The sequence below is a fragment of the Musicola keenii genome (genome assembly GCF_014855505.1).
GTDB lineage: Bacteria > Pseudomonadota > Gammaproteobacteria > Enterobacterales > Enterobacteriaceae > Musicola > Musicola paradisiaca.
The window spans coordinates 13461-36704 of record NZ_JAAWVW010000013.1; the positions used below are offsets into that span (position 1 = coordinate 13461).

General features: G+C 54.7%; 17 protein-coding genes. 9 read left to right on the top strand and 8 right to left on the bottom strand.

Annotation, left to right across the window (positions count from 1 at the left end; all coding sequences use genetic code 11):
* Nucleotides 1-3: 3 nt before the first annotated feature.
* The 5 genes from pqiC to rlmKL are packed head-to-tail and all read right to left on the bottom strand — an operon-like array spanning nt 4 to nt 7553.
* The gene (gene pqiC, locus HEP82_RS13835; protein ID WP_192458616.1) at nt 4-561 is read right to left on the bottom strand and encodes a membrane integrity-associated transporter subunit PqiC; all 558 of its coding nucleotides are present in this window, start codon (nt 559-561) and stop codon (nt 4-6) included.
* The gene (pqiB, locus tag HEP82_RS13840) at nt 558-2204 is read right to left on the bottom strand and encodes an intermembrane transport protein PqiB (RefSeq protein WP_192458617.1); all 1647 of its coding nucleotides are present in this window, start codon (nt 2202-2204) and stop codon (nt 558-560) included. Before pqiB ends, pqiC begins: the two co-directional genes overlap by 4 nt.
* Nucleotides 2191-3459, bottom strand: a complete 1269-nt coding sequence (pqiA, locus tag HEP82_RS13845) for a membrane integrity-associated transporter subunit PqiA (RefSeq protein WP_192458618.1) — start codon at nt 3457-3459, stop codon at nt 2191-2193. The genes pqiB and pqiA overlap by 14 nt, the downstream gene beginning before the upstream one ends.
* Nucleotides 3460-3517: 58 nt before the next feature.
* Entirely contained in the window at nt 3518-5431 is a 1914-nt protein-coding gene (locus HEP82_RS13850; RefSeq protein WP_192458619.1) for an ABC transporter ATP-binding protein, read from the bottom strand.
* 4 nt (nt 5432-5435) lie between these two features.
* Nucleotides 5436-7553: a bifunctional 23S rRNA (guanine(2069)-N(7))-methyltransferase RlmK/23S rRNA (guanine(2445)-N(2))-methyltransferase RlmL gene (gene rlmKL / locus HEP82_RS13855; RefSeq protein ID WP_192458620.1), complete on the bottom strand. Its 2118-nt coding sequence runs from the start codon at nt 7551-7553 to the stop codon at nt 5436-5438.
* Nucleotides 7554-7652: 99 nt separating this feature from the next.
* Between rlmKL and HEP82_RS13860 the strand changes: the two genes are divergently transcribed.
* Entirely contained in the window at nt 7653-8756 is a 1104-nt protein-coding gene (locus HEP82_RS13860) for a YcbX family protein (protein WP_192458621.1), read from the top strand.
* 27 nt (nt 8757-8783) lie between these two features.
* On the opposite strand, the gene HEP82_RS13865 is transcribed toward HEP82_RS13860, so the two are convergent.
* Both HEP82_RS13865 and pyrD read right to left on the bottom strand, forming a co-directional pair.
* Complete coding sequence (locus HEP82_RS13865; protein ID WP_192458622.1) at nt 8784-9344, bottom strand: cell division protein ZapC; 561 nt, start codon at nt 9342-9344, stop codon at nt 8784-8786.
* 161 nt (nt 9345-9505) lie between these two features.
* Nucleotides 9506-10513, bottom strand: coding sequence for a quinone-dependent dihydroorotate dehydrogenase (gene pyrD, locus HEP82_RS13870; RefSeq protein WP_192458623.1), 1008 nt, complete (start codon nt 10511-10513; stop codon nt 9506-9508).
* A gap of 288 nt (nt 10514-10801) precedes the next feature.
* Between pyrD and ssuE the strand changes: the two genes are divergently transcribed.
* Genes ssuE through ssuB form a run of 5 tightly spaced genes read left to right on the top strand, consistent with a single transcriptional unit; the run spans nt 10802 to nt 15143 of the window.
* Entirely contained in the window at nt 10802-11356 is a 555-nt protein-coding gene (ssuE, locus tag HEP82_RS13875) for an NADPH-dependent FMN reductase (RefSeq protein ID WP_192458624.1), read from the top strand.
* 27 nt (nt 11357-11383) lie between these two features.
* Entirely contained in the window at nt 11384-12343 is a 960-nt protein-coding gene (locus HEP82_RS13880; RefSeq protein WP_192458625.1) for a sulfonate ABC transporter substrate-binding protein, read from the top strand.
* A 31-nt stretch (nt 12344-12374) separates the two neighbouring features.
* Complete coding sequence (ssuD, locus tag HEP82_RS13885) at nt 12375-13523, top strand: FMNH2-dependent alkanesulfonate monooxygenase (RefSeq protein ID WP_192458626.1); 1149 nt, start codon at nt 12375-12377, stop codon at nt 13521-13523.
* A 10-nt stretch (nt 13524-13533) separates the two neighbouring features.
* Nucleotides 13534-14325, top strand: coding sequence for an aliphatic sulfonate ABC transporter permease SsuC (gene ssuC, locus HEP82_RS13890; protein ID WP_192458627.1), 792 nt, complete (start codon nt 13534-13536; stop codon nt 14323-14325).
* A gap of 23 nt (nt 14326-14348) precedes the next feature.
* Nucleotides 14349-15143 carry an aliphatic sulfonates ABC transporter ATP-binding protein gene (gene ssuB, locus HEP82_RS13895; protein ID WP_192458688.1) on the top strand — a complete coding sequence of 265 codons (795 nt, stop codon included), beginning with the start codon at nt 14349-14351 and terminating at the stop codon, nt 15141-15143.
* 174 nt (nt 15144-15317) lie between these two features.
* Here the strand turns inward: ssuB and pepN are convergent, their stop codons facing one another.
* On the bottom strand, nt 15318-17933 hold the full coding sequence (gene pepN / locus HEP82_RS13900) for an aminopeptidase N (protein WP_192458689.1): 2616 nt from the start codon (nt 17931-17933) through the stop codon (nt 15318-15320).
* A 556-nt stretch (nt 17934-18489) separates the two neighbouring features.
* Here pepN and pncB point away from each other — a divergent pair.
* The 3 genes from pncB to HEP82_RS13915 all read left to right on the top strand — a co-directional run bounded on the left by pncB (nt 18490) and on the right by HEP82_RS13915 (nt 22958).
* Nucleotides 18490-19695: a nicotinate phosphoribosyltransferase gene (gene pncB, locus HEP82_RS13905; RefSeq protein ID WP_192458628.1), complete on the top strand. Its 1206-nt coding sequence runs from the start codon at nt 18490-18492 to the stop codon at nt 19693-19695.
* A 436-nt stretch (nt 19696-20131) separates the two neighbouring features.
* Entirely contained in the window at nt 20132-21532 is a 1401-nt protein-coding gene (asnS, locus tag HEP82_RS13910) for an asparagine--tRNA ligase (protein WP_192458629.1), read from the top strand.
* A gap of 295 nt (nt 21533-21827) precedes the next feature.
* A complete protein-coding gene (locus tag HEP82_RS13915; protein ID WP_269150430.1) occupies nt 21828-22958 on the top strand; it encodes a porin in 1131 nt (376 codons plus the stop codon).
* Nucleotides 22959-23244: the final 286 nt, after the last annotated feature.

Sequence of the window (23244 nt, forward strand, 5' to 3'; positions counted from 1 at the left end):
GATTCAGGACGACGCAGCGACCTGGTGAGCCAACGAAAGCGACACCTGCTGCCATCCCTGCGCCAGCGCTTTCACCAATGCATCGTAACCGTCTTCGCGCAGGGAAACTTCCACATTAAACGGCTGAGTGACAACGCGGGATTTATCGCGCAGAACCCATTCGCCACGCACTATCGCCCGCCCGTCGAATCGCCCCTGGAACGCCGTAACGTTTACCTGAAGCGTTACCGGCGTCGCGCCAGCGCCGCTGGTGGTCACATCCCAGCCCGGCAGCCCACTGCGCAATGTCGTCAACAATGCCAATTGCAATTGTTGATCCAACGGGCTCGCCCACTGGTTCTGCGTGGTGAGGGTATATCTGACGTCCGAGGTCTGAAACACGATACCGTTTCCGGCCAGCGCATCGGTCAATGTCACAGGCGCCACCAGCAATTGCCGCCCGGCCGTTTGACTAACGACAGCGGACGATGACGTAACCGCCGGTAACTGATAATAATTTTTTTGCGGGCTGCTGCAGGCCCCCAGCAATAACAGCAGCAGCAACGACCAGCGCTTCATCATGGTTTCGCCTTTTTCGGTTGAGGATCCTGGGCGCCGGGCGCCTCGAAGATCAACGCATTGCTTTTGTCATTCAAGGTACGCAACAGCGGTTGCAGTTCCCGCAGGGTTTGATCGAGCCGCTGCAAGTCGCTCACCATACGGTTATAGGCGGGAGAGCCGGGTTGTACGCCCTGCAGGCTGTGATTCAACTCGCGCAACGTCTGTTGTAGATCGTCCGGCAACTGCTGCATGGCCGGGCTTGCGGTAATGCGGTTCAGCGAGGCCAGTGTTTTCTGCATCTCACGCAGGGTAGACTGGCTCTCCACCAACGTTTTAGTGGCCTGATCCAACATCGGATTCAATGGCAGATTGTTGACTTTATCCAGCACCGCCATCAGTTTCTGCTGGATTTGCGTCAATCCGCCATTGACTGTCGGCAATACCGAATAACCATCCACCGTCTGTAAGACAGGGCGTTTGCCTTTGCTTTGCGGATAAAAATCCAAATCGATATACAGTGCCCCAGTCAGAAGGTTCCCTGTCTTTAGCGAAGCGCTCAGCCCCAGGGCTGAACTTTTCTCAAGCTCTTCATCGAGATTGAACTTGTCACGCACACTTTTTTTCAACCGTTCGGATTCAATACGAACCAAAACGGGGATGCGGTAATCGCTGTCGAAGCTCTGAAACACACTGGGGGGGAAAAACGGCACTTCCATCACTGTCCCCAGCCGAATGCCGCGGAACTCGACCGGAGCCCCGACTTGCAAGCCACGCACCGACTCATCAAAAAACATCAAATACTCTTTGTAATCGGTATACAGCGAATCCTGAATACTATTTTTGCTGTCAAAAAGTCTGTATTCATCACGGTCACGGGCTAATTTTCCTAACTCCCAGCCAGCAGGAACATCGAAACTGACGCCACCGGTCAACAGGGTGCTAATTGACCCCATTTCAACCCGCATCCCCTGCGACGATAGATCCAACGCGATGCCACTGTCTTTCCAGAAACGCACGTTGGTCGTCACCAGGCTGTCATACGGCGCAGAAATGAACAGTTGATAGGTCATCTTGCGCGCATTGGCGTCAAACTGACTGGTTTCCACCGATCCGACCCGATACCCCCGGAACAACACCGGGTCGCCCGGCGACAGTTGCCCCGACTGCTCACTGCTAAGCATAATGCGGATCCCCCGGGCATTAGGCGACGCCAACGGCGGCGAATCCAGCAACTGGAACTCGCGATCCTGCGCCTTGTCCGTCCCTGGCTGCAGTTCGATATAGGCGCCGGACAACAACGTACCCAGCCCTGAAACCCCCTCGCGCCCGATCTGCGGCTTAACCACCCAGAATACCGAGTCCTTGTTCAACAGCTTGTCCATACCGTCGTTCAACCGGGCCTTCACCTCCACTCGATGCAGATCCTCGGTCAGCACGACGGTCTCCACGATGCCGACATTCACGCTGCGGCTCTTGATCGTGGTTTTTCCCGCTTCGATACCTTCGGCATTGCTGGTGAACAGCGTAATTTCCGGCCCCTGATGGCTAAAGTGATAAAACAGAATCCAGGCGCCTATCAGCACCGTGACAATAGGAACAATCCACACCGGAGACCAGCGCTTGATGGTTTCAATCTCCGCTACGCTGCGCTTAGTGTTCGTCAACAGACGTCTCCTCTAGCTCATGATTATCGCGATCCCACAGCAAGCGGGGATCAAACGTTATCGCGGCGAACATGGTCAGAATCACCACCGCGGCGAACAGCACCGCGCCAATCGCCGGATAAATGCTCATCAGACGGCCGATACGCACCATCGACGACAGTACCGCAATGACAAACACATCGATCATCGACCAGCGCCCAACGAATTCGACCATTTCATAGACCCGATGCATCCGCTCGGTATCATGATGACGATGGCCCCGGGCGCACCAACATAACCATGCCAATGCCAGCATTTTCAGCGTCGGCACCATGATGCTGGCGATGAAGATCACCAACGCCACCGGATATGACCCCATATCCCACAGCAGAATAACGCCGGACATAATCGTGGAGGTGAGTTGCTCGCCCAGCGCTTCAGTGACCATGATCGGCAGGATATTCGCAGGCACATACAGCATCAGCGAGGTAATCAGCAGCGCCAGCGTCCATTGCAGACTCTGATGCCGCCGGGTATGTCCATGGGTATGACAGCGCGGACAGCGGCGTGTCTGCGCCGGCAAAATCGCACTGCAACAAGAACAGGAGCGCACGCCCTGTAATAACCCGCTGCGCCCGCTGGTCAATCCCATCGGTAACGGCGGCGGCGGTGCAACGTCATCCCACAACCAGCGGCGATCCAGATTCAGGAAAGCCAACAGTTGCATGACGCAAAACACGATGTAGGGAATAAAACTGGCGCCGATGCCGATCTGCCCATAAGACATCAGCTTAACGAAACTCACCAGCACGCCGGCCAGAAAGATTTCCGCCATTCCCCAGGTTTTCAGTAGGAACAGCATACGGGTCAGCCAGCGACGAATGTCCTGAGAGAGTGGCGCACGCAGACACAGTAGCAGTATCGCCATCATGGAGAACGCCGGCAGCAACTGCACAAACAGCAGGAACAGCGTCGCCACGCTGACATAGTTTTCCGCCACCATCACCTGGGGAATTTCCAGCAGCGTAATCTCACGGGTGATACCGGCCACGCTCATGGAAACAAACGGGAACAACGTGGACAGCACCAACATGATCAACGCACTGAACGCGAAACTGGCAGGTCGCCAGCGCGGCTCGCGTTGGCGACTGGCAAGCGCAGTTTTACAACGCGGACACAACGCCCGCTGCCCGTCTTGCAGTGCCGGCAGTTCAACCAGCAAATCACACTGTGGGCACAGCATATGACGATCGTAGTGGTTGTGATGCGTACACATGCGCTGCCTCCTTTTCGGCCTCGGCGCACAACGCGCCGTGCCGTTAACCACGCAGGGATTATCCGTTTTTCTGAGCTTCCAGCGCTTCCCAGCGCTCAAAGCTGTTCTCCAGTTGCTGCTCCGCCTCCGCCAACGCCGCCAGTACCGGTTGCGTTTCGTCATGGGGACGAGAGAAAAACGACGGATCGTTCATTTGCTGTTGCAGCGAGTCGATTCGTTGTTCCAGCGCCTCAATCTGCTGCGGCAACTGTTCCAGCTCCCGCTGCTGGTTATAACTGAGTTTCCCCGATGCGCGCTTAGCAGGCGCTGCGGTGCCTGACGGCGTAGCATCGCGGTCATCCCGTTTAACCGATATCGGTTGACGCAACGGCGTGGCTGAGGCGCGCTGCTGTTGTGCATCATAATAACCGCCGACATACCGCCCGATACGGCCATCGCCTTCAAAAATCCAGCACTCGGTCACGCTGTTGTCCACAAACTGACGATCGTGGCTGACCAGCAGTACGGTGCCCTGATATTGCTCGATCAGCTCTTCCAGCAGCTCCAACGTTTCCACATCCAGATCGTTGGTGGGTTCATCGAGGATCAGTAAATTGCTGGGCTTCAGAAACAAACGCGCCAACAACAGACGGTTGCGTTCACCACCGGACAATGCACTCACCGGCGTCATTGCGCGTTTCGGATGAAACAGAAAATCCTGCAAATAACCCAGGACATGACGCGGGCGACCATTCACCATCACCTCTTGCTTGCCCTCAGCCAGATTATCCATCACGGTTTTTTCTGGATCGAGCTCGGCGCGGTGCTGGTCGAAATAGGCCACTTCCAGTTTGGTGCCGCAGTGGATACGGCCGCTGGATGGTTTCAGTTGCCCCAACATGAGTGTTAGCAGTGTGGTTTTACCGCATCCGTTCGGCCCCACCAGCGCTATCTTGTCGCCGCGCTGAACCTGCGAGGAGAAATGGTCAATCAGCGTGCGCCCATCAACCTGATAACACGCTTGCTCCAGTTCAAACACGATTTTGCCGGAACGAGCCGCCTCTTCCACTTGCATTTTGGCGGCGCCCATCACCTCACGCCGCTGGGCACGCTCCTGGCGCATGGCTTTCAACGCCCGTACCCGCCCTTCGTTACGGGTACGTCGGGCCTTAATACCCTGCCGGATCCAAACCTCCTCCTGCGCCAGTTTGCGATCAAACTCCGCATTCTGCAGGTCTTCCACCCGCAACGCTTCTTCCTTGCCCAGCAGATACTTGTCGTAATCCCCCGGCCAGGACACCAGCTTGCCGCGGTCGAGATCAACGATGCGGGTCGCCATATTGCGAATGAAGGAGCGATCATGAGAAATAAACACGATGCTCCCCTGAAACGTTTTCAAAAAGCCTTCCAGCCAGTCGATAGTTTCTATGTCCAGATGGTTCGTCGGTTCATCCAGCAATAACACTTTCGGCGCGCTGACCAATGCCCGTCCTAATGCCGCTTTACGCAACCAGCCGCCGGATAAGGCCGATAGCGGCATATCCGCCGACAACCCCAACTGCCCCAGCACGTCATTGATGCGGTCTTCCAGCTTCCACAACGCTTGATGCTCTAGCACTTCCTGGATCTTCGCCAGTTGGCTCAAGTGTTTCTCGCTGGGATCGTCCTCCACTCGACGCAACGCCGCGTGATACTCTTTGAGGTATCCGGCCTGGGCCGCGACGCCTTCCGAGACGAAATCAAATACCGTACCCTCGACATCCCGTGGCGGGTCCTGTTGCAGGCGGGCCACCACCAGATCCTGTTCATACACCAGGCGACCGTCATCCAACGGCACCTCTCCCGACAAAATTTTCAATAGCGTGGATTTGCCCGCGCCGTTACGGCCGACCAGACAGACACGCTCATTTTCTTCGATATGCAGTTCGGTATCGTCCAACAACGGCGCATCGCTAAACGACAGCCAGGCACCGGATAAACTGATCAATGACATGGTGTTACTTTTCCTCTCCGGCATGCATCAGCAGCCAGCAGTTATGAATCTGACGGTTACGGGCGAAATCCTGCGAAAGCGTGCGCGCGGTAATCTCTTGTGCGGTCAACCCCAGCGCGGCCAGCCCGTCCTGATCCATCTGGAAACCGCGTTTATTGTTGGAAAACATAATGGTACCGCCAGGGCGCAGTATGCGCTTGAGATCTTTCATCAACGCCAGATGGTCGCGCTGCACATCGAAGGTGGCGTCCATCCGCTTGGAGTTGGAAAACGTGGGCGGGTCGATAAAAATCAGATCGAACTGTTCGCGCGTATCACGCATCCAGGCCAGACAATCGGCGTGAATCAGACGATGTTGCCGCCCGGTCAACCCGTTAAGACGCAGGTTCTTTTCCGCCCATTCCAGATAGGTACGGGATAAATCGACCGTCGTGGTGGAGCGCGCGCCGCCCAAGCCGGCATGCACGCTGGCAGTGCCGGTATAAGCGAACAGGTTGAGGAAATCCTTGTCTTTGCTCATTTCGCCCAACATCCGTCGGGCAATACGGTGATCCAGAAATAGCCCAGTATCCAGATAGTCCGTCAGGTTCACCCACAAACGGGCGTCAAACTCCCGCACCTGAAGAAACTCACCTTTCTCTGCCAATTTTTCGTATTGATTTTTACCCTTCTGCCGCTCGCGCGTTTTCAGCACCAACTGGTTGGCGGGCACATTCAGCACCGCAATCGTGGCATTGATGACATCAAACAGCCGCTGACGGGCTTTCTGTTCATCCACACTTTTCGGCGGCGCGTATTCCTGAATCACCACCCGACTGCCGTAGCGATCCACCGCCACGTTGTATTCCGGCAGGTCGGCATCGTACAACCGATAGCATTCAATACCTTGTTGACTGGCCCATTTCTCCAGCTTGCGCAGATTTTTTTTCAAACGGTTGGCAAAGTCCTCCGCGAGCGGCGCAGCAGCTTCGCTGCTTTTCTCCGACAACCGATAATTTTTCTGCACACAATCCAGGGGGCCGTTTTTCGCTTTGAACTGACGATCAGCACGCAGTTGAAGGCTATCAAGCAGCGCCGGCGATGCGCTGAACAGCGACAATTGCCAGCCGCCGAACGCACTTTTCATTTTTCGTCCCAACAGGTTGTGCAGTGCAATCAGCGCCGGTTCGCTTTCCAGACGTTCGCCGTAAGGCGGGTTGCTGAGCACGGTACCCGTCGGCCCGGCCGGCAACGGGTTCTGCAGGCGGGCAGCATCCTGCACATCAAAACGGATCAGCGAATCCACGCCCGCCCGGCGGGCATTGGCGCGAGCGATATCGATCACCCGGCCATCAATATCGGAACCAAAGAACCGTGACGTCGTAGCCTGTAAGCCGGCATCAGCACGCTGTTGCGCCTCGGCCACCAGGCTTTGCCACAGTTCAGGCTGGTGACGGTTCCAGGCAAGGAACCCCCAGTGCTGGCGCGTCAGCCCCGGCGCACGATCCGAGGCCATCATCGCCGCTTCGATTAGCAAGGTGCCGGAGCCGCACATCGGATCCACCATCGGCGTCCCCGCTTTCCAGCCGGAACGCAGCACAATGGCTGCCGCCAAGGTTTCTTTCAACGGCGCCTGACCGGCCATTTCACGATAGCCGCGCAAATGCAGCCCCTCGCCGCTGAGATCCAGCGCCAGGGTGGCCTTTTCCTTATTCAGAAAGACATTGACACGTATATCCGGTTGCTGACGCGCCACATCCGGACGCTGCCCGACTTTACGGCTGAAACTGTCGACGATGGCATCTTTGACTTTCAACGCGCCATACTGGCTGTTGCGAATATCCTCATTGGTGCCGGTGAAACTGACGGCGAAGGTACTACGAACGTCAAACACCGTCGGCCAGTCTACCGACTGCACTCCCAGATAAAGATCTAAATCGCTGTAAACCTTGAATTCTTTGAGTGGCAGCAGGATGCGAGACGCCAGACGGCTCCACATCAACGCCTGATAAAGCAGGCGATCGTCACCCTGAAAATGTACGCCGCCCTGCACTACGGTACAGTCCTGCGCGCCCAGCGCCTCGAGTTCACTTTTTAACAGTTCTTCCAAACCACGCGCCGTGCTGGCAAACAGAGAGTTCATAGTGCAGCTATCACCTTAAAGAAAATTGAGGCGCATTATAGCCAATCCCGACGGCTTGTCATAAAGTTGCCGCTTTACATCAGCAAGGAATGTCCCCCCGTGATAGCGTTAAGTCGGCTTTTCGTCCATCCAGTCAAATCCATGCGCGGCCTCCAGCTTTCCCAATCCTTCGCCGGTCTTAGCGGACTGAGTTTCGATCGTATTCTGATGGTGAGTGAACCCGATGGCACTTTTATTACCGCCCGGCAATATCCCCAACTGGTGCTGTTTACCACGGCATTGACCCACGAAGGGATCAGCCTGCGCGCGCCGGATGGCGATTACCTGCACATCCGGTTTGACGAATTCGCCGCCCCGACGCATCCCACCGAAGTATGGGGAAACCACTTCCAGGCCGGCATCGCACCGGAACACGTCAACCACTGGCTGAGCCATTACCTGCAACGCCCGGTGCAATTGCGTTGGCAGGGCTGGGCGCTATCACGACGGGTTAAACGTCATCCCGAGATTCCGCTCGGTTTTGCTGACGGCTACCCGTTTTTGCTGATTAATGAGGCCTCATTTGAAGATTTGCGCCAGCGCTGCCCGGCGGGGATCCGCCTTGAGCAGTTCCGTCCTAATCTGGTGGTCAGCGGTGCGGCCGCTTATGCGGAGGACAGTTGGAAAACATTGCGTATCGGCGAGGTAATTTTTGATGTCGTCAAACCATGCAGCCGCTGCATCCTGACTACCGTTAGCCCAGAGCGCGGTCGACACCATCCGACCAGCGAACCGCTGGCGACATTGCAGGGCTACCGCACCGCCGACAACGGCGACGTGGATTTCGGTCTCAATCTGATCGCCCGCAATCAGGGGATTTTGCGCGCCGGCGATAACGTCGACATTCTGGCGACGCATCCACCACGTCCTTATGGCGCCGGACGGCGGGTAGACACGCTCGCACCGCCGCTCATGGCGGAAAACAGTGTAGAAATCGATTTTCAGGGGAAACGTTTTCAGGGTGACAATCAACAGATACTGCTCGAGCAATTGGAACAACAAGGTATTCGTGTTCCCTACTCTTGTCGGGCGGGATTATGCGGCTGCTGCAAACTGACGCTGCTGGACGGAGAAGTCGCTGAATTGAAAAGCGGAGCAAAAAGAGAAGATGGCAGCCTGCTCGCTTGCAGTTGCGTGCCTTTAAGCAATCTTCGCCTGGCATAATCATCCGGCGACCTGCGCCGGGCGGCATTACCCGGCGTGGGCGAAATGCAGTGGCGGCTGCGCGTGCTCGGCGCCTTCATCAACCGGGCAAAGCCGATCGTGCATGATTTTAATCGCCTCCCCCAGCACCATAACTTTACCGTTGAGCGCCAGCTCAGCCTGCGCCAGCAAGCACAGGCTGGCTTTGTCGCCGGTATCCACCACCATAAAGCAGGCGTCTTCGAGCCGTTCGTTCAAACGTACCCAGACCAGATCACCCAACTGCGGGCAATATTCGCCATGCCCCAGCGCGGCAAAGTGCCAACTTTTCGGCATCAACGGTTTCAGAAAGCGATTGGCCACCAACGCATTTAATACCAATTCGGCTTTGGCTTGCGCATCGATATTCAACGTCAGACATTTTTCCTGATAGGTAAAAAACAACGCGGCGTCTTCGACACAGAAATCGCTGGGATTAAATGCGTCAGGCGTCAACATGGTGGCGGAAAAACGGGAACGAAAAGTCATGCCGTTGGCCAAATCCAACATCAGGCGCGCCTGATCGGCATCGAAATACCAGCGCCAATTATCGTCAGGGATTAATTTCATCGTTCTACCTTTATTTATCCTTCGCGTTATTCGCCGGGTAATTACCACATACCGAATAGTCAATCAGACAAGGCGCTGACGTATTTTTGCACAAACGAAGAAAATATAGACCAGCCGGGGGGAGAAATAAACCCCCCGGTGAAATGAGAACGGACGAAAAATCAGATATGAGTAACAATATCCTTAATCAGTCGTGGGCCACGATAAATAAAGCCGCTATAAATCTGTACCAGTGTGGCACCTGCCGCTATTTTTTCACGGGCGGCAATAACGGAATCAATTCCACCGACACCAATAATCGGCAATCGACCATTTAATTCCTGAGACAGTCGCCGAATAATTTCTGTACTGTGAAGTTGCAAGGGGCGGCCGCTTAACCCGCCGGTTTGCCCGCAATGATTCAGGCCCTGAATCAATTGCCGATCCAAAGTCGTATTGGTGGCAATGACGCCATCGATATTATGACGCACTAAACTGTCGGCAATCTGGATCAATTCTTCTTCGGAAAGATCCGGTGCAATCTTCACCGCTACCGGTACATATTTTTGGTATTGGTTATTCAGCGCCGCCTGTTTATTTTTTACCGCTTGTAACAAATCATCCAGCGCGTCGCCATATTGCAGCGTCCGCAACCCAGGTGTATTCGGCGAAGAAATATTGATGGCAATATATCCGGCGTGGGAATACACCTTCTCCATACAGATGAGGTAATCCTCTTTCCCATGCTCTACCGGCGTATCTTTATTCTTACCAATATTGATGCCGAGCACGCCGCCGAAATGGGATTTTTTGACATTCTCCACCAGATTATCCACCCCATGGTTATTGAAACCCATACGGTTGATTAATCCTTCCGCTTCCACCACACGGAATAAACGCGGCTTATCATTGCCCGGCTGAGGACGCGGCGTTACCGTGCCCACTTCAATAAAACCAAACCCCATAGCGCCGAAGGCGTCAATACATTCGCCATCCTTGTCCAATCCGGCGGCCAACCCCAACGGATTGGGGAAAGACAATCCCATGCAGGATACCGGTTTGGTAGGAACAGATTGGCGAACCAGAAAAGTGAACGGGGTATGAGTAATACGACGCAACTGCTGAAGGGTAAATTCGTGAGCTCGTTCGGGGTCGAGCTGGAATAACGCTTTGCGAATAAGGGGGTACATGAATTCTCCTGAATTCCCGGTGGCAAACCGGGGCCGTATTATCCTGCATCATCGAATGAAAGGGAATTGACCTGAGGCAAAAAACCCCGGAACGGCATGGCGAAATAACCACCCGCCTTAATCGACATCGTTTGATTCACACCAACACCCCCTGACGATCACTTTTTATTCACATTTCGGCTTTCTATTCCACAATAAATTATTTTCTGGACCTTCTCTCCGCTGCCAGACTACACGTCATGTTATTAATCCACCGCATCTAAAAACGTTTGGTTATAAGGAGTCAATATGCGCGTTATAACGTTGGCTGGCAGTCCCCGTTATCCTTCCCGCTCCAGCGCCTTACTGCATCATGCCGGCAAGTGGCTGGAATCTCAGGGCGTCGATGTTCTGCCTTGGCATTTGCATAACTTTCCCCCGGAAGATCTGCTGGCGGCGCGTTTCGACAGCCCAGCGCTGATCACTTTCACCGAGCAACTCGCCAGCGTCGACGGCCTGATTATCGCTACCCCCATCTACAAAGCCTCCTTTCCCGGCGGCTTGAAAGCGGTGCTGGACATACTGCCGGAAAGAGCGCTGGAACATAAAGTGGTGCTGCCGCTGTCCACCGGCGGCTCCGTCGCCCATCTGCTGGCGGTGGACTACAGCCTGAAACCGGTACTCAACGCGCTAAAAGCACAGAACATTCTGCAAGGCGTATTCGCGGATGACAGCCAGATCGCCCACGACGACCGTACGCCGGTTTTCACCGCGGCGCTGGAAACGCGCCTGAAGGAATCGCTGCACCACTTTCTGCAGGCGCTGATTCGGCGTCAACCGGAACCACTGCGCCGGAGTGCATGATCCCCGTTCAACCATGAAGGAAACACTATGTTTGCATCGTTCAAGGCCACGCTTCTCGCGCTGCTGATCATTGGCTTACCGGGCTTCACGTCGGCGACACAATCCACCGATGCGCCGGCACAATTGCGCATCGGATACCAGAAAGGTTCTGTCAGCCTGGTACTGGCCAAGACCCACCAGTTGCTGGAAAAACAGTACCCGCATACCCAAATCAGCTGGATCGAATTTCCGGCCGGCCCGCAAATGCTGGAAGCGCTCAACATCGGCAGCATCGATGTCGGCAGTACCGGCGATATTCCGCCGTTGTTTGCACAGGCCGCCGGGGCCGATTTGGTTTACATCGGCGTAGAACCGCCGAAACCTAAAGCCGAAGTGATTCTGGTCAAGAGCGAGAGCCCAGTCAAAACCGTCGCTGACCTGAAAGGCCGCAAAGTGGCGTTCCAGAAAGGATCCAGTTCCCACAACCTACTGCTGCGTAATTTGCAGAAAGCGGGGCTGACATTCGCCGATATTCAGCCGGCCTACCTGACCCCGGCCGATGCGCGCGCCGCCTTCCAGCAGGGGAATGTCGATGCCTGGGCGATCTGGGATCCGTACTATTCCGCCGCGCTGCTGCAAGGTGGCGTGCGGGTGCTGGCCGACGGCACCGACCTGAATCTGACCGGTTCGTTTTATCTGGCCTCGCGTCGCTATGCCGAGACGTATGGCCCGTTTTTGCAGCAATTTCTTCATACCCTGACGCAGGCCGACGCATTAACCATCAGCCAACGTCAACAGAGCATTACACTGCTGGCTAATGCGATGGGGTTGCCCGAGTCGGTGATCGGCAGCTATTTCGACCATCGCCCCATTACCCTCATCAGGCCGGTGGATGAACGCACCTTGCAGGCACAGCAGCGAACCGCCGATCTGTTCTATGACAATCACCTGATCCCCACCCGGCTGGATATCGCCAGCCGTATCTGGCGCGCCCCGACAGCGCAATAACCCACCGGCTCATTTCACGGAGACAAAGACGATGAGTCTGAATATGTTCTGGTTTCTGCCTACCCATGGCGACGGTCACTATTTTGGTAAAGGAGAGCGCGCCCGCTCGGTTGATTACGGCTACTTACAGCAAATTGCTCAGGCGGCCGACCGGCTAGGCTTCGGCGGCGTGTTGATCCCCACCGGGCGCTCTTGCGAGGACTCCTGGCTGGTGGCGGCCTCGCTGATCCCAGTCACTCAACGTTTACGTTTTCTGGTCGCACTGCGCCCCGGCATTATTTCGCCGACGCTGGCCGCCCGTCAGGCCGCGACGCTGGACCGGCTTTCCAACGGCCGCGCACTGTTCAATCTGGTCACTGGCGGTGATCCCGACGAGCTGGCCGCCGAAGGGTTATTCCTCGATCACGCGGCGCGTTACGAAGCGTCTGCCGAGTTCACTCGCATCTGGCGGCGAGTGTTGGCAGGGGAAAGCGTCGACTACGACGGTAAGCATATTCAGGTCAAAGGTGCCAGATTGCACTATCCGCCGGTGCAACAACCGCATCCGCCGCTCTATTTTGGCGGGTCGTCCGACGCCGCGCTGGATCTGGCCGCCGAACAGGTAGATCTCTACCTCACCTGGGGAGAGCCACCGGCACAGGTGAAAGAAAAGTTGGATCGCGTGCGAGCCAAAGCCACCGCACAAGGGCGTAGCGTGCGTTTCGGTATTCGCCTGCACGTGATTGTACGTGAAACCAATGAAGAAGCCTGGCAAGCCGCTAACCGGCTGATCTCCAAGCTTGATGATGAAACTATCGCCCAAGCGCAAGCCTCACTGAAGCGGTTTGACTCGGTCGGCCAGCAACGTATGGTAGCGCTGCACGGTGGCCGCCGCGACAAGCTGGAAATCAGCCCCAACCTGTGGGCCGGTATCGGTCTGGTGCGTGGCGGCGCCGGTACGGCGTTGGTCGGCGATCCGCAAACGGTGGCGCAGCGCATTGAGGAATACGCCGCTCTGGGCATCGATACCTTTGTACTGTCTGGGTACCCCCATCTGGAAGAAGCCTACCATGTGGCCGAACTGCTGTTCCCACACCTGGATGTCGCGATCCCTGAGATACCGCAACCTCAGTCGCTGGATGCTGCGGGTGAAATCGTCGGTAATGAGTTTGTCCCGTTGCTGAAAGCCGCTCAAAGCTAAGGTCGGCCACATGCGCAAGACAATGATACTCGTCACCGCACGCCTGACGCCTTGGTTGCTGCCGCTATTGTTGGTCGCAGGCTGGCAACTGGCGTCCCGCGCCGGCTGGCTTTCCACCCGGATCCTGCCTTCGCCGGCAGCGATTGCCGAAACCTTCTGGCGACTCACCCGCAGCGGCGAACTGTGGCAGCACCTCAACATCAGCACCTGGCGGGCGTTGACCGGGTTTGCCATCGGCGGCGCGCTGGGGCTGGCACTCGGTTTTATCACCGGCTTATCCCGTACCGGCGAACGGCTGCTGGATACCTCAATCCAGATGCTGCGCAATGTGCCGCATCTGGCGTTGATCCCGTTGGTGATCTTGTGGTTCGGCATTGACGAAAGCGCCAAGATTTTTCTGGTGGCGCTCGGCACGTTATTTCCCATCTACCTCAACACTTATCACGGCATCCGCCATATCGATAGCGGCCTGCTGGAAATGGCGCGCAGCTATGGTTTGTCTGGCTTCCGGCTGTTTCGCGAGGTGCTGCTGCCCGGCGCGTTGCCTTCGATCATGGTCGGCGTGCGTTTTTCGCTCGGCCTAATGTGGCTGACATTAATTGTGGCGGAAACCATCTCCGCCAACGCCGGTATCGGTTATCTGGCAATGAACGCCCGCGAGTTTCTGCAAACCGATGTGGTGGTGGTGGCGATCATTCTTTATGCCCTACTGGGCAAGCTGGCGGACGTTATCGCGCTGGCGCTGGAACGACTTTGGTTACGTTGGCATCCCAGTTGGCAAACACCGGAGGAACACGCATGACATTCAGTACGGCAACACCCCGCATCTCCACGCCGGCGCGCCTTAATGCCGGTACGCCACTGCTCATCGATAACGTCACCAAGCGTTATGCCCATCGCACTGTTCTGAAAAATATCCAGTTGCGTGTCCCGGCCGGTCAGTTTATCGCCGTGGTCGGGCGCAGCGGCTGCGGAAAAAGTACCCTGCTGCGGTTACTCGCCGGGCTGGAGCAAGCCAGCCACGGAGCGTTGCTGGCGGGCCGCGCACCGTTGCATCAGGCGCGTGACGATATCCGGCTGATGTTTCAGGATGCCCGTTTGCTGCCGTGGAAACGGGTGATCGACAACGTTGGTCTGGGATTGCGCGGCGACTGGCGCCCCGCCGCACATCAGGCATTAGACGCCGTCGGTTTGTCCTCGCACGCTAACGACTGGCCCGCCGCGCTGTCCGGTGGGCAAAAGCAACGGGTGGCGCTGGCACGCGCGCTGATCCATCGCCCCGGCCTGTTATTGCTGGATGAGCCGCTGGGCGCGCTGGACGCACTGACCCGCATCGAGATGCAGGGGTTGATTGAATCGCTGTGGCTACAACAGGGATTTACCGTTTTACTGGTCACTCACGACGTCAGCGAAGCCGTCGCGCTGGCCGACCGGGTGATTCTGATCGAACAAGGCCAAATCGGACTGGATATAGCGATTGACCTACCGCGCCCGCGCCGCCGCGGCTCCGCCCGGCTGGCGGAACTGGAAGCGCAAGTGCTGGAGCGGATACTAACGCCTGTCGCCAGTAACACGATAGCAGACATCAGCAGCAGTGAACCTCAACGTGTTGGCTGGTGAAGACGAACGCTGATAAAGAAAAACGGTGATAAAGATAAGGTGCGGTATATCTCATCTCCGCACCTTATTTTTTAGAGTGTAACTGGATGACGGCGATGTGATGGAATTAAAAAAGCCGGGATATTTCCCGGCGTTGAGAGAGCGGATAAAGAAACCGCTCCTGATGTTTGAACCTTACGCGGCCAGCGCTTTAGTTATCTTTTCAAACAGGTCGCCGGAGAGGTTGTCCAGCCCTTTGAGGGTTTCCAGCGCCTGACGCATCAGCGCCTGACGGGCCGCATCGTAACGTTTGAGGCGAATCAACGGTTCAATTAACCGCGCCGCGACCTGCGGGTTGCGGGTGTTCAAATCGCTGAGCATCTCGGTCAGGAACTGGTAGCCGCTGCCATCTGTGGCGTGGAACGCCGATGGGTTGCCCGCACAAAACGAACCGACCAGCGAGCGCAGGCGATTAGGGTTGTTCAGGCTGAACGCGCGGTGATTCAGCAGCTCGCGAACCTTGGCTAACACATCCGGCGCCGGGCTGGTGGCCTGCAATGTCAACCATTTGTCCATCACCAGGCCGTCCTGATGCCAGCGCTCGTCAAACGCCGCCATCAATGTTTCACGGCAAGGCAACTGCGCGGCAACCGCCGCCGCCAGCGCCGCCAGCGAATCGGTCATGTTATCGGCTCCGGTAAACTGCGCGGCGATAAGCGTATCGGCCTGAGTGCGATCGGCAAACGCCAAATAGTGTAAGCACAGGTTGCGCAGGGCGCGTTTACCCATGTCCTGTTGATCAACACGGTAGGAAGGCAGTTTATTGGCACGGTATACCGCCAGCAATTCGTCCGCCATTTCCTGCGCCAGCGTTTGTGTCAACGCATGGCGTACTGCGGCAATCGCTTCCGGGTCGATGGTATCGAACAGCTCCGCCATTTCATTTTCGCTCGGCAGCGACAAAATCTGTGCGGCCAGCATCGGGTCCAGACCGTCATCCAGCAATACACCGCGGAATGCGTCTACCACATGCATCGGTAACGATAACGGTTGTTTTTGCTGATGGCGCGCCACATTCAGGCGAATATAGTTCGCCAGCAGGCTTTGCGCCGCGTCCCAGCGGGAGAAATCATTGCTGGCATGACGCATCAGGAACGCCAGTTGCGTATCACTCCAGGCATAATTGAGTTTTACCGGCGCGGAGAATTCACGCAGTAGCGACGGCACCGGCTGACAGGGAACGTCATCAAACACGAACGTTTGCTCGGCTTCAGTCACGTTCAGTACCGAAGCCAGTCTTTGTCCTTTCTGACGCAGCGGGATTATCTGCCCGTTCGTATCATACAGTTCGATATCCAGCGGGATGTGCAGCGGCAATTTGGCCTGCTTATCGGCGCCGACCGGCGTCGTCTGGCTGACATGCAGGCGATACTGCTGGGTGACGGCATCGTATTCATCGCGCACGCTAACCACCGGCGTCCCGGACTGGCTGTACCAACGGCGGAACTGCGACAGGTCGATATTGGACGCATCCTCCATCGCTTGCACGAAGTCGTCGCAGGTCGCGGCGCTGCCGTCATGGCGATCAAAGTAGAGGCGCATCCCGGCCTGAAAATTCTCTTCGCCTAACAGGGTATGCATCATCCGAATCACTTCCGACCCTTTTTCATACACGGTCAGGGTGTAGAAGTTGTTCATTTCGATAACCTGATCCGGACGGATCGGGTGGGACATCGGGCTGGCGTCTTCGGCAAACTGCGCACCACGCATGACGCGCACGTTATCGATGCGATTGGCGGGACGGGAGCCCAAATCGGAACTGAATTCCTGATCGCGAAACACCGTCAGCCCTTCTTTCAGGCTGAGCTGGAACCAGTCGCGGCAGGTCACGCGGTTGCCGGTCCAGTTGTGGAAATACTCATGACCAATCACCGCTTCAATACCCAGATAATCCTTGTCGGTCGCGGTTTCCGCCTTGGCCAGCACGTATTTGGAGTTAAAGATGTTGAGCCCTTTGTTCTCCATCGCGCCCATATTGAAGAAATCCACCGCGACGATCATATAGATGTCGAGGTCATACTCCAGGCCGAAGCGCTGCTCGTCCCACTTCATGGCGCTCTTCAGGGAGGTCATCGCCCAATCGGCACGATCAAGATTGCCGCGATCGACATACAGTTCCAGCGCCACATCGCGACCGGAGCGGGTGGTGAAACTATCGCGTAGCACATCAAAATCGCCGGCCACCAGCGCAAACAGGTAGCAAGGCTTCGGGAACGGATCCTGCCATTCCACCCAGTGGCGGCCGTCGTCCAGCTCACCGTGCGCCACGCGATTGCCGTTGGAAAGCAGATACGGGTAACGTGCTTTATCCGCAGAGATGCGGGTGGTAAAGCGTGCCAACACATCCGGGCGATCCAGATAATAGGTGATGTGCCGAAAGCCTTCCGCCTCACACTGGGTACACAGAGCATCACCTGACTGATACAGCCCTTCCAGCGCGCTGTTGGCGGCTGGGCTGATTTCCGTTTCAATCCGCAGCGTGAATTTTTCCGGCAGGTTATTTAATTCCAGCCCGTCTTCCTGCACGTGATAGTCAGCCCAGGATGTACCATCGACACTGACCCCGGTAAGCGTCAGCCCTTCACCATTGAGCTTCAACGCCGCCCCTTTTTCCCCTTGCAACACGACCCGGCTGGTAGCCACCACACGGGTTTTCTCCGGGTGCAGATCAAACGCCAGTGCAATATCCGTGATGGTGTAATCCGGTGCACGATAATCGTGCCGATATTTTATTTGTGGCTGTTGACTCATCATTCGTTACCTTTATGGCATGAAATAATATTGACAGGCGCGCCTTATTTGACCAGGCATTAACAACATGATTACGTTTAATCGGCGTGAAACCGATGCAAAACGCGCGCCGACCAGACGACCTGTTCTTCCTCGCGCTTATCGTCAACTGAGGTAAACAACATCGACATCAACCCGGAAGTCTCCCCTTCCAGACAGAGAGTACGCTTTTACGTCATTAATCGCCTGTTTATTGCACAGTTCCGTTATATGACAGCCTGTTACGTCTATTAAAGGGAAGAGTATGGCGGATTGCAAACTTTCCCCCCGCCACCGTTCAGCATGCCATTTCTGAGAATTTATCTCATTTGCGTGTTTAGTATAAAAAACATTGTTATTCAATGAGTAATGTTAAAAGAGCGGCAAAAAAAGATACTTTTTTGTCACAATCGCACGATTGAATCTCGCCTTCACCGCCCCGATATGATGTGATAAGCGCCAGTAAACAGATAGTCCGCATCATTGCGCGGGTTGTCATGTCAGTAAACAGTATTAAACAAGGATGCGGTAACGCATTATGACTTCACACTCTTCCCCGATATTGACGTCACTGCTGGATACGGATGCCTACAAACTTCATATGCAACAGGCGGTCTTCCACCATTATTATGATGTTGACGTCGCCGCTGAATTCCGTTGCCGTGACGATGCGCTGTTAGGGAGTTATGCGGATGAAATCCGCACACAAGTCGAGGCCATGAGCCAGCTGACACTCAGCCAGGACGAACTTGCCTACTTATCATCACTGCCGTTTTTCAAATCGGATTATCTTGACTGGTTGCGGTCATTCCGCTTCGATCCGCGTCAGGTTCGTATCGTCAACCGCCACGGCAAATTGGATGTCCGCATCACCGGCCCCTGGCGTGAAGTCATTCTCTGGGAAGTGCCGTTGCTGGCCGTGATCAGCGAAGTTGTCCACCGGGTACGCTCTCCCGGCGATCATCTCCAGGCAGCAATCAACCAATTGCACAGCAACCTACAGCGGTTCCGTCAGCACAGCGAAAATGTGGATCTGCAGCATTTCCGTTTGATGGATTTCGGTACTCGCCGGCGTTTTTCCCGCGACGTGCAACAGCACATCGTCAACACGCTCAAAGATGAATTTCCCTATCTAATCGGCACCAGTAACTACGATCTGGCGCGTCGTCTACAGTTGACGCCAGTCGGTACGCAGGCTCACGAATGGTTCCAGGCCCACCAGCAGATCAGCCCGATACTGGCCAACAGCCAACGCGCGGCGCTCGAAGTCTGGCTACGGGAATACCCGAACCAGCTCGGCATTGCCTTGACCGACTGCATCACTATGGATGCATTTCTGCGTGATTTTGACCAATATTTCGCTCGCCATTATCAGGGGCTGCGTCATGACTCCGGCGACCCGGTCGAATGGGGCGAAAAAGCCATCGCCCATTATGAGTCATTGGACATTGATCCCATGACCAAGACGCTGGTGTTTTCCGACAGCCTCAATCTGGAAAAGGCGTTGGATCTTTATCGTCACTTCGGGCAGCGCGTTAATGTCACGTTTGGCATTGGTACTCGGCTGACATGCGATATTCCCGGTATCAAGCCGCTGAATATCGTTATCAAATTGGTTGAGTGCAACGGCCGTCCGGTTGCCAAGCTGTCCGATAGCCCGGGAAAAACGATTTGTCAGGATCAGGCGTTTGTCAGCGCATTGCGCAAGGCGTTCGATCTGCCCAAAATCAGAAAGGCTTCCTGACTTCCTTACGAACACACGCAGAATCTCTTCTTCTATAGTAGAAGGCGACTTTGGATGAGACGGATCTCTTCTCATATCGAGAAGACCTCAGACAAAGTTTCCTTCATCGCTATACGCCTTCTTCTATATAGAGAAGACCTCGGACGCAGTTTCCTTCTTCTATATATTCTTCCGAACATCCGCATTATCACACCCGGCGTAATGCCTATCGGATCGCCGCCTCATAATAGACGCCATTATTTAGCGCCGGATTGCGATAGACGCCAACGCTGCAGGGATTGGGTAATCTTTAAGCCGATACATCGCCAATCACGCAAAACTTGGTGCCTTCCTGCTATTTCTGCTTGTGTCCTGCCGGACGACAAGTAACATATCGAAACGCCCGTTTCTGGGGCACGGATACTTATCAACCTAATTTGCCAACAGAGAGAATGTTATGAGCGTTGTGCCTGTAGTCGACGTACTGCAAGGCCGTGTTGCCGTTGACAGCGAAGTCACCGTGCGCGGCTGGGTGCGTACCCGGAGAGACTCTAAAGCCGGTATTTCTTTCATCGCCGTCTACGACGGTTCCTGCTTTAATCCGCTACAGGCTGTCGTCAATAATCATCAGGATAATTATCAGAGTGAGATTCTCCGCCTGACGACCGGCTGCTCAGTGGAAGTCACCGGCAACGTGGTCGAATCCCCGGGAGAAGGCCAAAGTTTTGAGTTACAGGCCACCCATGTCGCCGTCGTCGGTTGGGTTGACGACCCCGATACATATCCAATGGCCGCGAAGCGCCACAGTATCGAATATCTGCGCGAAGTGGCCCACCTGCGCCCTCGCACCAACCTGATTGGCGCCGTAGCGCGTGTACGCCACACGCTGGCACAGGCGATTCACCGTTTCTTCCATCAGAATGGTTTCTATTGGGTATCCACTCCGCTGATTACCGCGTCAGATACCGAAGGCGCTGGAGAGATGTTCCGTGTATCCACGTTGGATTTGGAGAATTTGCCCCGTACTGAAAATGGTAAAGTGGACTTCGGCGAAGACTTTTTCGGTAAAGAAGCATTTCTGACGGTATCTGGCCAGCTCAACGGCGAAACCTACGCCTGCGCGCTGTCCAATATCTATACCTTTGGCCCGACGTTCCGGGCGGAAAACTCCAATACCAGCCGTCACCTGGCAGAGTTTTGGATGATCGAGCCGGAAGTTGCTTTCGCGTCGCTGGACGATATCGCCGCGCTGGCAGAAAACATGTTGAAATTTGTGTTCAAAGCCGTGCTTGAAGAGCGGGCAGATGACATGGCGTTCTTTGCCGAGCGTGTCGACAAAGACGCGGTTGAGCGTCTGGAGCGTTTTATCCATTCGGACTTCGCCCAGGTCGATTACACCGATGCCATCACCATTCTGCAAAATTCAGGGCAATCTTTTGAAAACCCAGTCTCCTGGGGTATCGACCTCTCTTCAGAACATGAACGGTATCTGGCGGAGAAACATTTCAAAGCGCCAGTGGTAGTGAAAAATTACCCGAAAGACATCAAAGCGTTCTATATGCGAATGAACAGCGATGGTAAAACTGTTGCCGCCATGGATGTCTTGGCCCCGGGAATCGGTGAAATCATCGGGGGCTCGCAACGCGAAGAGCGTCTGCAACAGTTGGATGCCCGCCTGGAAGAAATGGGCCTGAATAAAGAAGATTACTGGTGGTACCGTGATCTGCGCCGTTACGGCACAGTCCCACACGCTGGGTTCGGTTTGGGTTTCGAGCGGTTGATCGCTTACGTTACCGGCGTGCAAAATGTGCGCGATGTGATTCCTTTCCCGCGCACTCCGCGTAATGCCAGCTTCTAACGTCAGAAGAAGATAAGAAAAACAAATAGCTGTGAAAAAAAGAAGGGTTCCTTATGGGAGCCCTTTTTGCTATACCAAAGCACATTCAGAAAGTTCCCAGAAATTTACATTTTGAAATCAATTTTTTCTAAAATTTACTCGTTTTCGAACTTGGTATCATTTTAACGGTAGATTAACGAACGAGTGAATGGAAAACTGCGTGCAGACACAGGATGACATCTGAACCACATAGAAAGTTCCGTAAGGTTTTTTAAACAGTGGGAAAGATGTCTGAAGAAAACCAATGAGGGTAATGATGATGAAGCGCAATATTCTTGCAGTGGTAATCCCGGCTCTGCTGGCGGCAGGCGCAGCTAACGCTGCCGAAGTGTACAACAAGGACGGCAACAAGCTGGACCTGAATGGTAAAGTTGTTGGTTTGCACTACTTCTCCAAGGATTCTGACAATTCTGGCGATCAAACCTACGCTCGTTTGGGTTTCCTGGGTGAAACCAAAATCAACAGCGATCTGACCGGTTACGGCCGTTTTGAATACAACTTCAACGCTCAAAATGCTGAAGACAGCAATGCCAGCAAAAGTAAAACCCGTTACGCTTATGCCGGCCTGAAATTTGGTGATTTCGGTTCTCTGGATTACGGCCGTAACCGCGCAGTAGGTTACGACGGTATTTCTTATACCGACGTTTTGCCGGAGTTCGGTGGCGATCAGAGCTATACAGATAACCTGACTGGTCGTAACGCGGGTGTTGCTACTTACCGCAATAAAAACTTCTTTGGTCTGGTAGATGGTCTGGATTTTGCCTTGGGCTACCAATCAGAGCACAAAGACTCTTCTAATGTATCTAGACAAACAGGTGCAGGTTTTGCTACATCGGCATCATATACGTCACCAGTTGGCGTAGGTGTAATAGCTTCCTATACCGAGGCGAATCGTACCCAAGCCCAGCAGTTAGATGGAGCAGGGAAGAAAGCCGAAGCATGGGCGACTGGCCTGAAATATGACGCAAACAACATTTATGTAGCTACTACTTACGGTGAATTCCATAATCTAAGCTACGTTGATAGTCATACCGTTACAACGGGTAGAACTGGTGTATTGAATAGTGATGGGACAACATCAACGGCGGAAGTTACTCAGAGAGCTGCTTTTGACAAGACCAAGGTGTTTGAAGCAGTCGCTCAATATAATTTCGATTTCGGTCTGTCTCCCTCTATCGGTTATGTATCTGCCAAAGCGGAAGATAACACTTCTGCTACTCGGAAAGATGATTACATCACCAAGTATGTTAGCTTGGGTCTGACCTACGCATTTAACAAAAACTTCTCGACTTATACTGAGTACGATATCAACCTGCTGAAAGACAGCAACCAATACGGTTTGAATACCAATGACCGCGTTGCCGTTGGCGTGGTTTATCAGTTCTGATACTGTTTACCCGCCCATTTAGGCCGCGTAAAAATCAAGCGCCAGTCGGTAACACCGGCTGGCGTTTTTTATGTCGCACCGCCAGCCTTTTCACCGTGATGGGATAACACCACAGCCTATTATCCCCCGGATACTCATACTCCCCTCAAAACTGCGTGGCTCATAAACCGTCAAAAAAACGTGCTTGAACAATTTACCCACCGTTCATGACCAAAAAGCGCGCTTAAGATGAATTTCCCATGTCGGTTATACGTATTTTTTATTACAAGAAAAACTTATAACCATA

Excerpts from the sequence above, each read along its gene's own strand:
- pqiC (WP_192458616.1), bottom strand. The coding sequence starts at position 561 with ATGATGAAGCGCTGGTCGTTGCTGCTGCTGTTATTGCTGGGGGCCTGC.
- pqiA (WP_192458618.1), bottom strand. The coding sequence starts at position 3,459 with ATGTGTACGCATCACAACCACTACGATCGTCATATGCTGTGCCCACAG.
- HEP82_RS13850 (WP_192458619.1), bottom strand. The coding sequence starts at position 5,431 with ATGTCATTGATCAGTTTATCCGGTGCCTGGCTGTCGTTTAGCGATGCG.
- rlmKL (WP_192458620.1), bottom strand. The coding sequence starts at position 7,553 with ATGAACTCTCTGTTTGCCAGCACGGCGCGTGGTTTGGAAGAACTGTTA.
- HEP82_RS13865 (WP_192458622.1), bottom strand. The coding sequence starts at position 9,344 with ATGAAATTAATCCCTGACGATAATTGGCGCTGGTATTTCGATGCCGAT.
- pyrD (WP_192458623.1), bottom strand. The coding sequence starts at position 10,513 with ATGTACCCCCTTATTCGCAAAGCGTTATTCCAGCTCGACCCCGAACGA.
- ssuE (WP_192458624.1), top strand. The coding sequence starts at position 10,802 with ATGCGCGTTATAACGTTGGCTGGCAGTCCCCGTTATCCTTCCCGCTCC.
- HEP82_RS13880 (WP_192458625.1), top strand. The coding sequence starts at position 11,384 with ATGTTTGCATCGTTCAAGGCCACGCTTCTCGCGCTGCTGATCATTGGC.
- ssuD (WP_192458626.1), top strand. The coding sequence starts at position 12,375 with ATGAGTCTGAATATGTTCTGGTTTCTGCCTACCCATGGCGACGGTCAC.
- ssuC (WP_192458627.1), top strand. The coding sequence starts at position 13,534 with ATGCGCAAGACAATGATACTCGTCACCGCACGCCTGACGCCTTGGTTG.
- pepN (WP_192458689.1), bottom strand. The coding sequence starts at position 17,933 with ATGAGTCAACAGCCACAAATAAAATATCGGCACGATTATCGTGCACCG.
- pncB (WP_192458628.1), top strand. The coding sequence starts at position 18,490 with ATGACTTCACACTCTTCCCCGATATTGACGTCACTGCTGGATACGGAT.
- asnS (WP_192458629.1), top strand. The coding sequence starts at position 20,132 with ATGAGCGTTGTGCCTGTAGTCGACGTACTGCAAGGCCGTGTTGCCGTT.
- HEP82_RS13915 (WP_269150430.1), top strand. The coding sequence starts at position 21,828 with ATGATGAAGCGCAATATTCTTGCAGTGGTAATCCCGGCTCTGCTGGCG.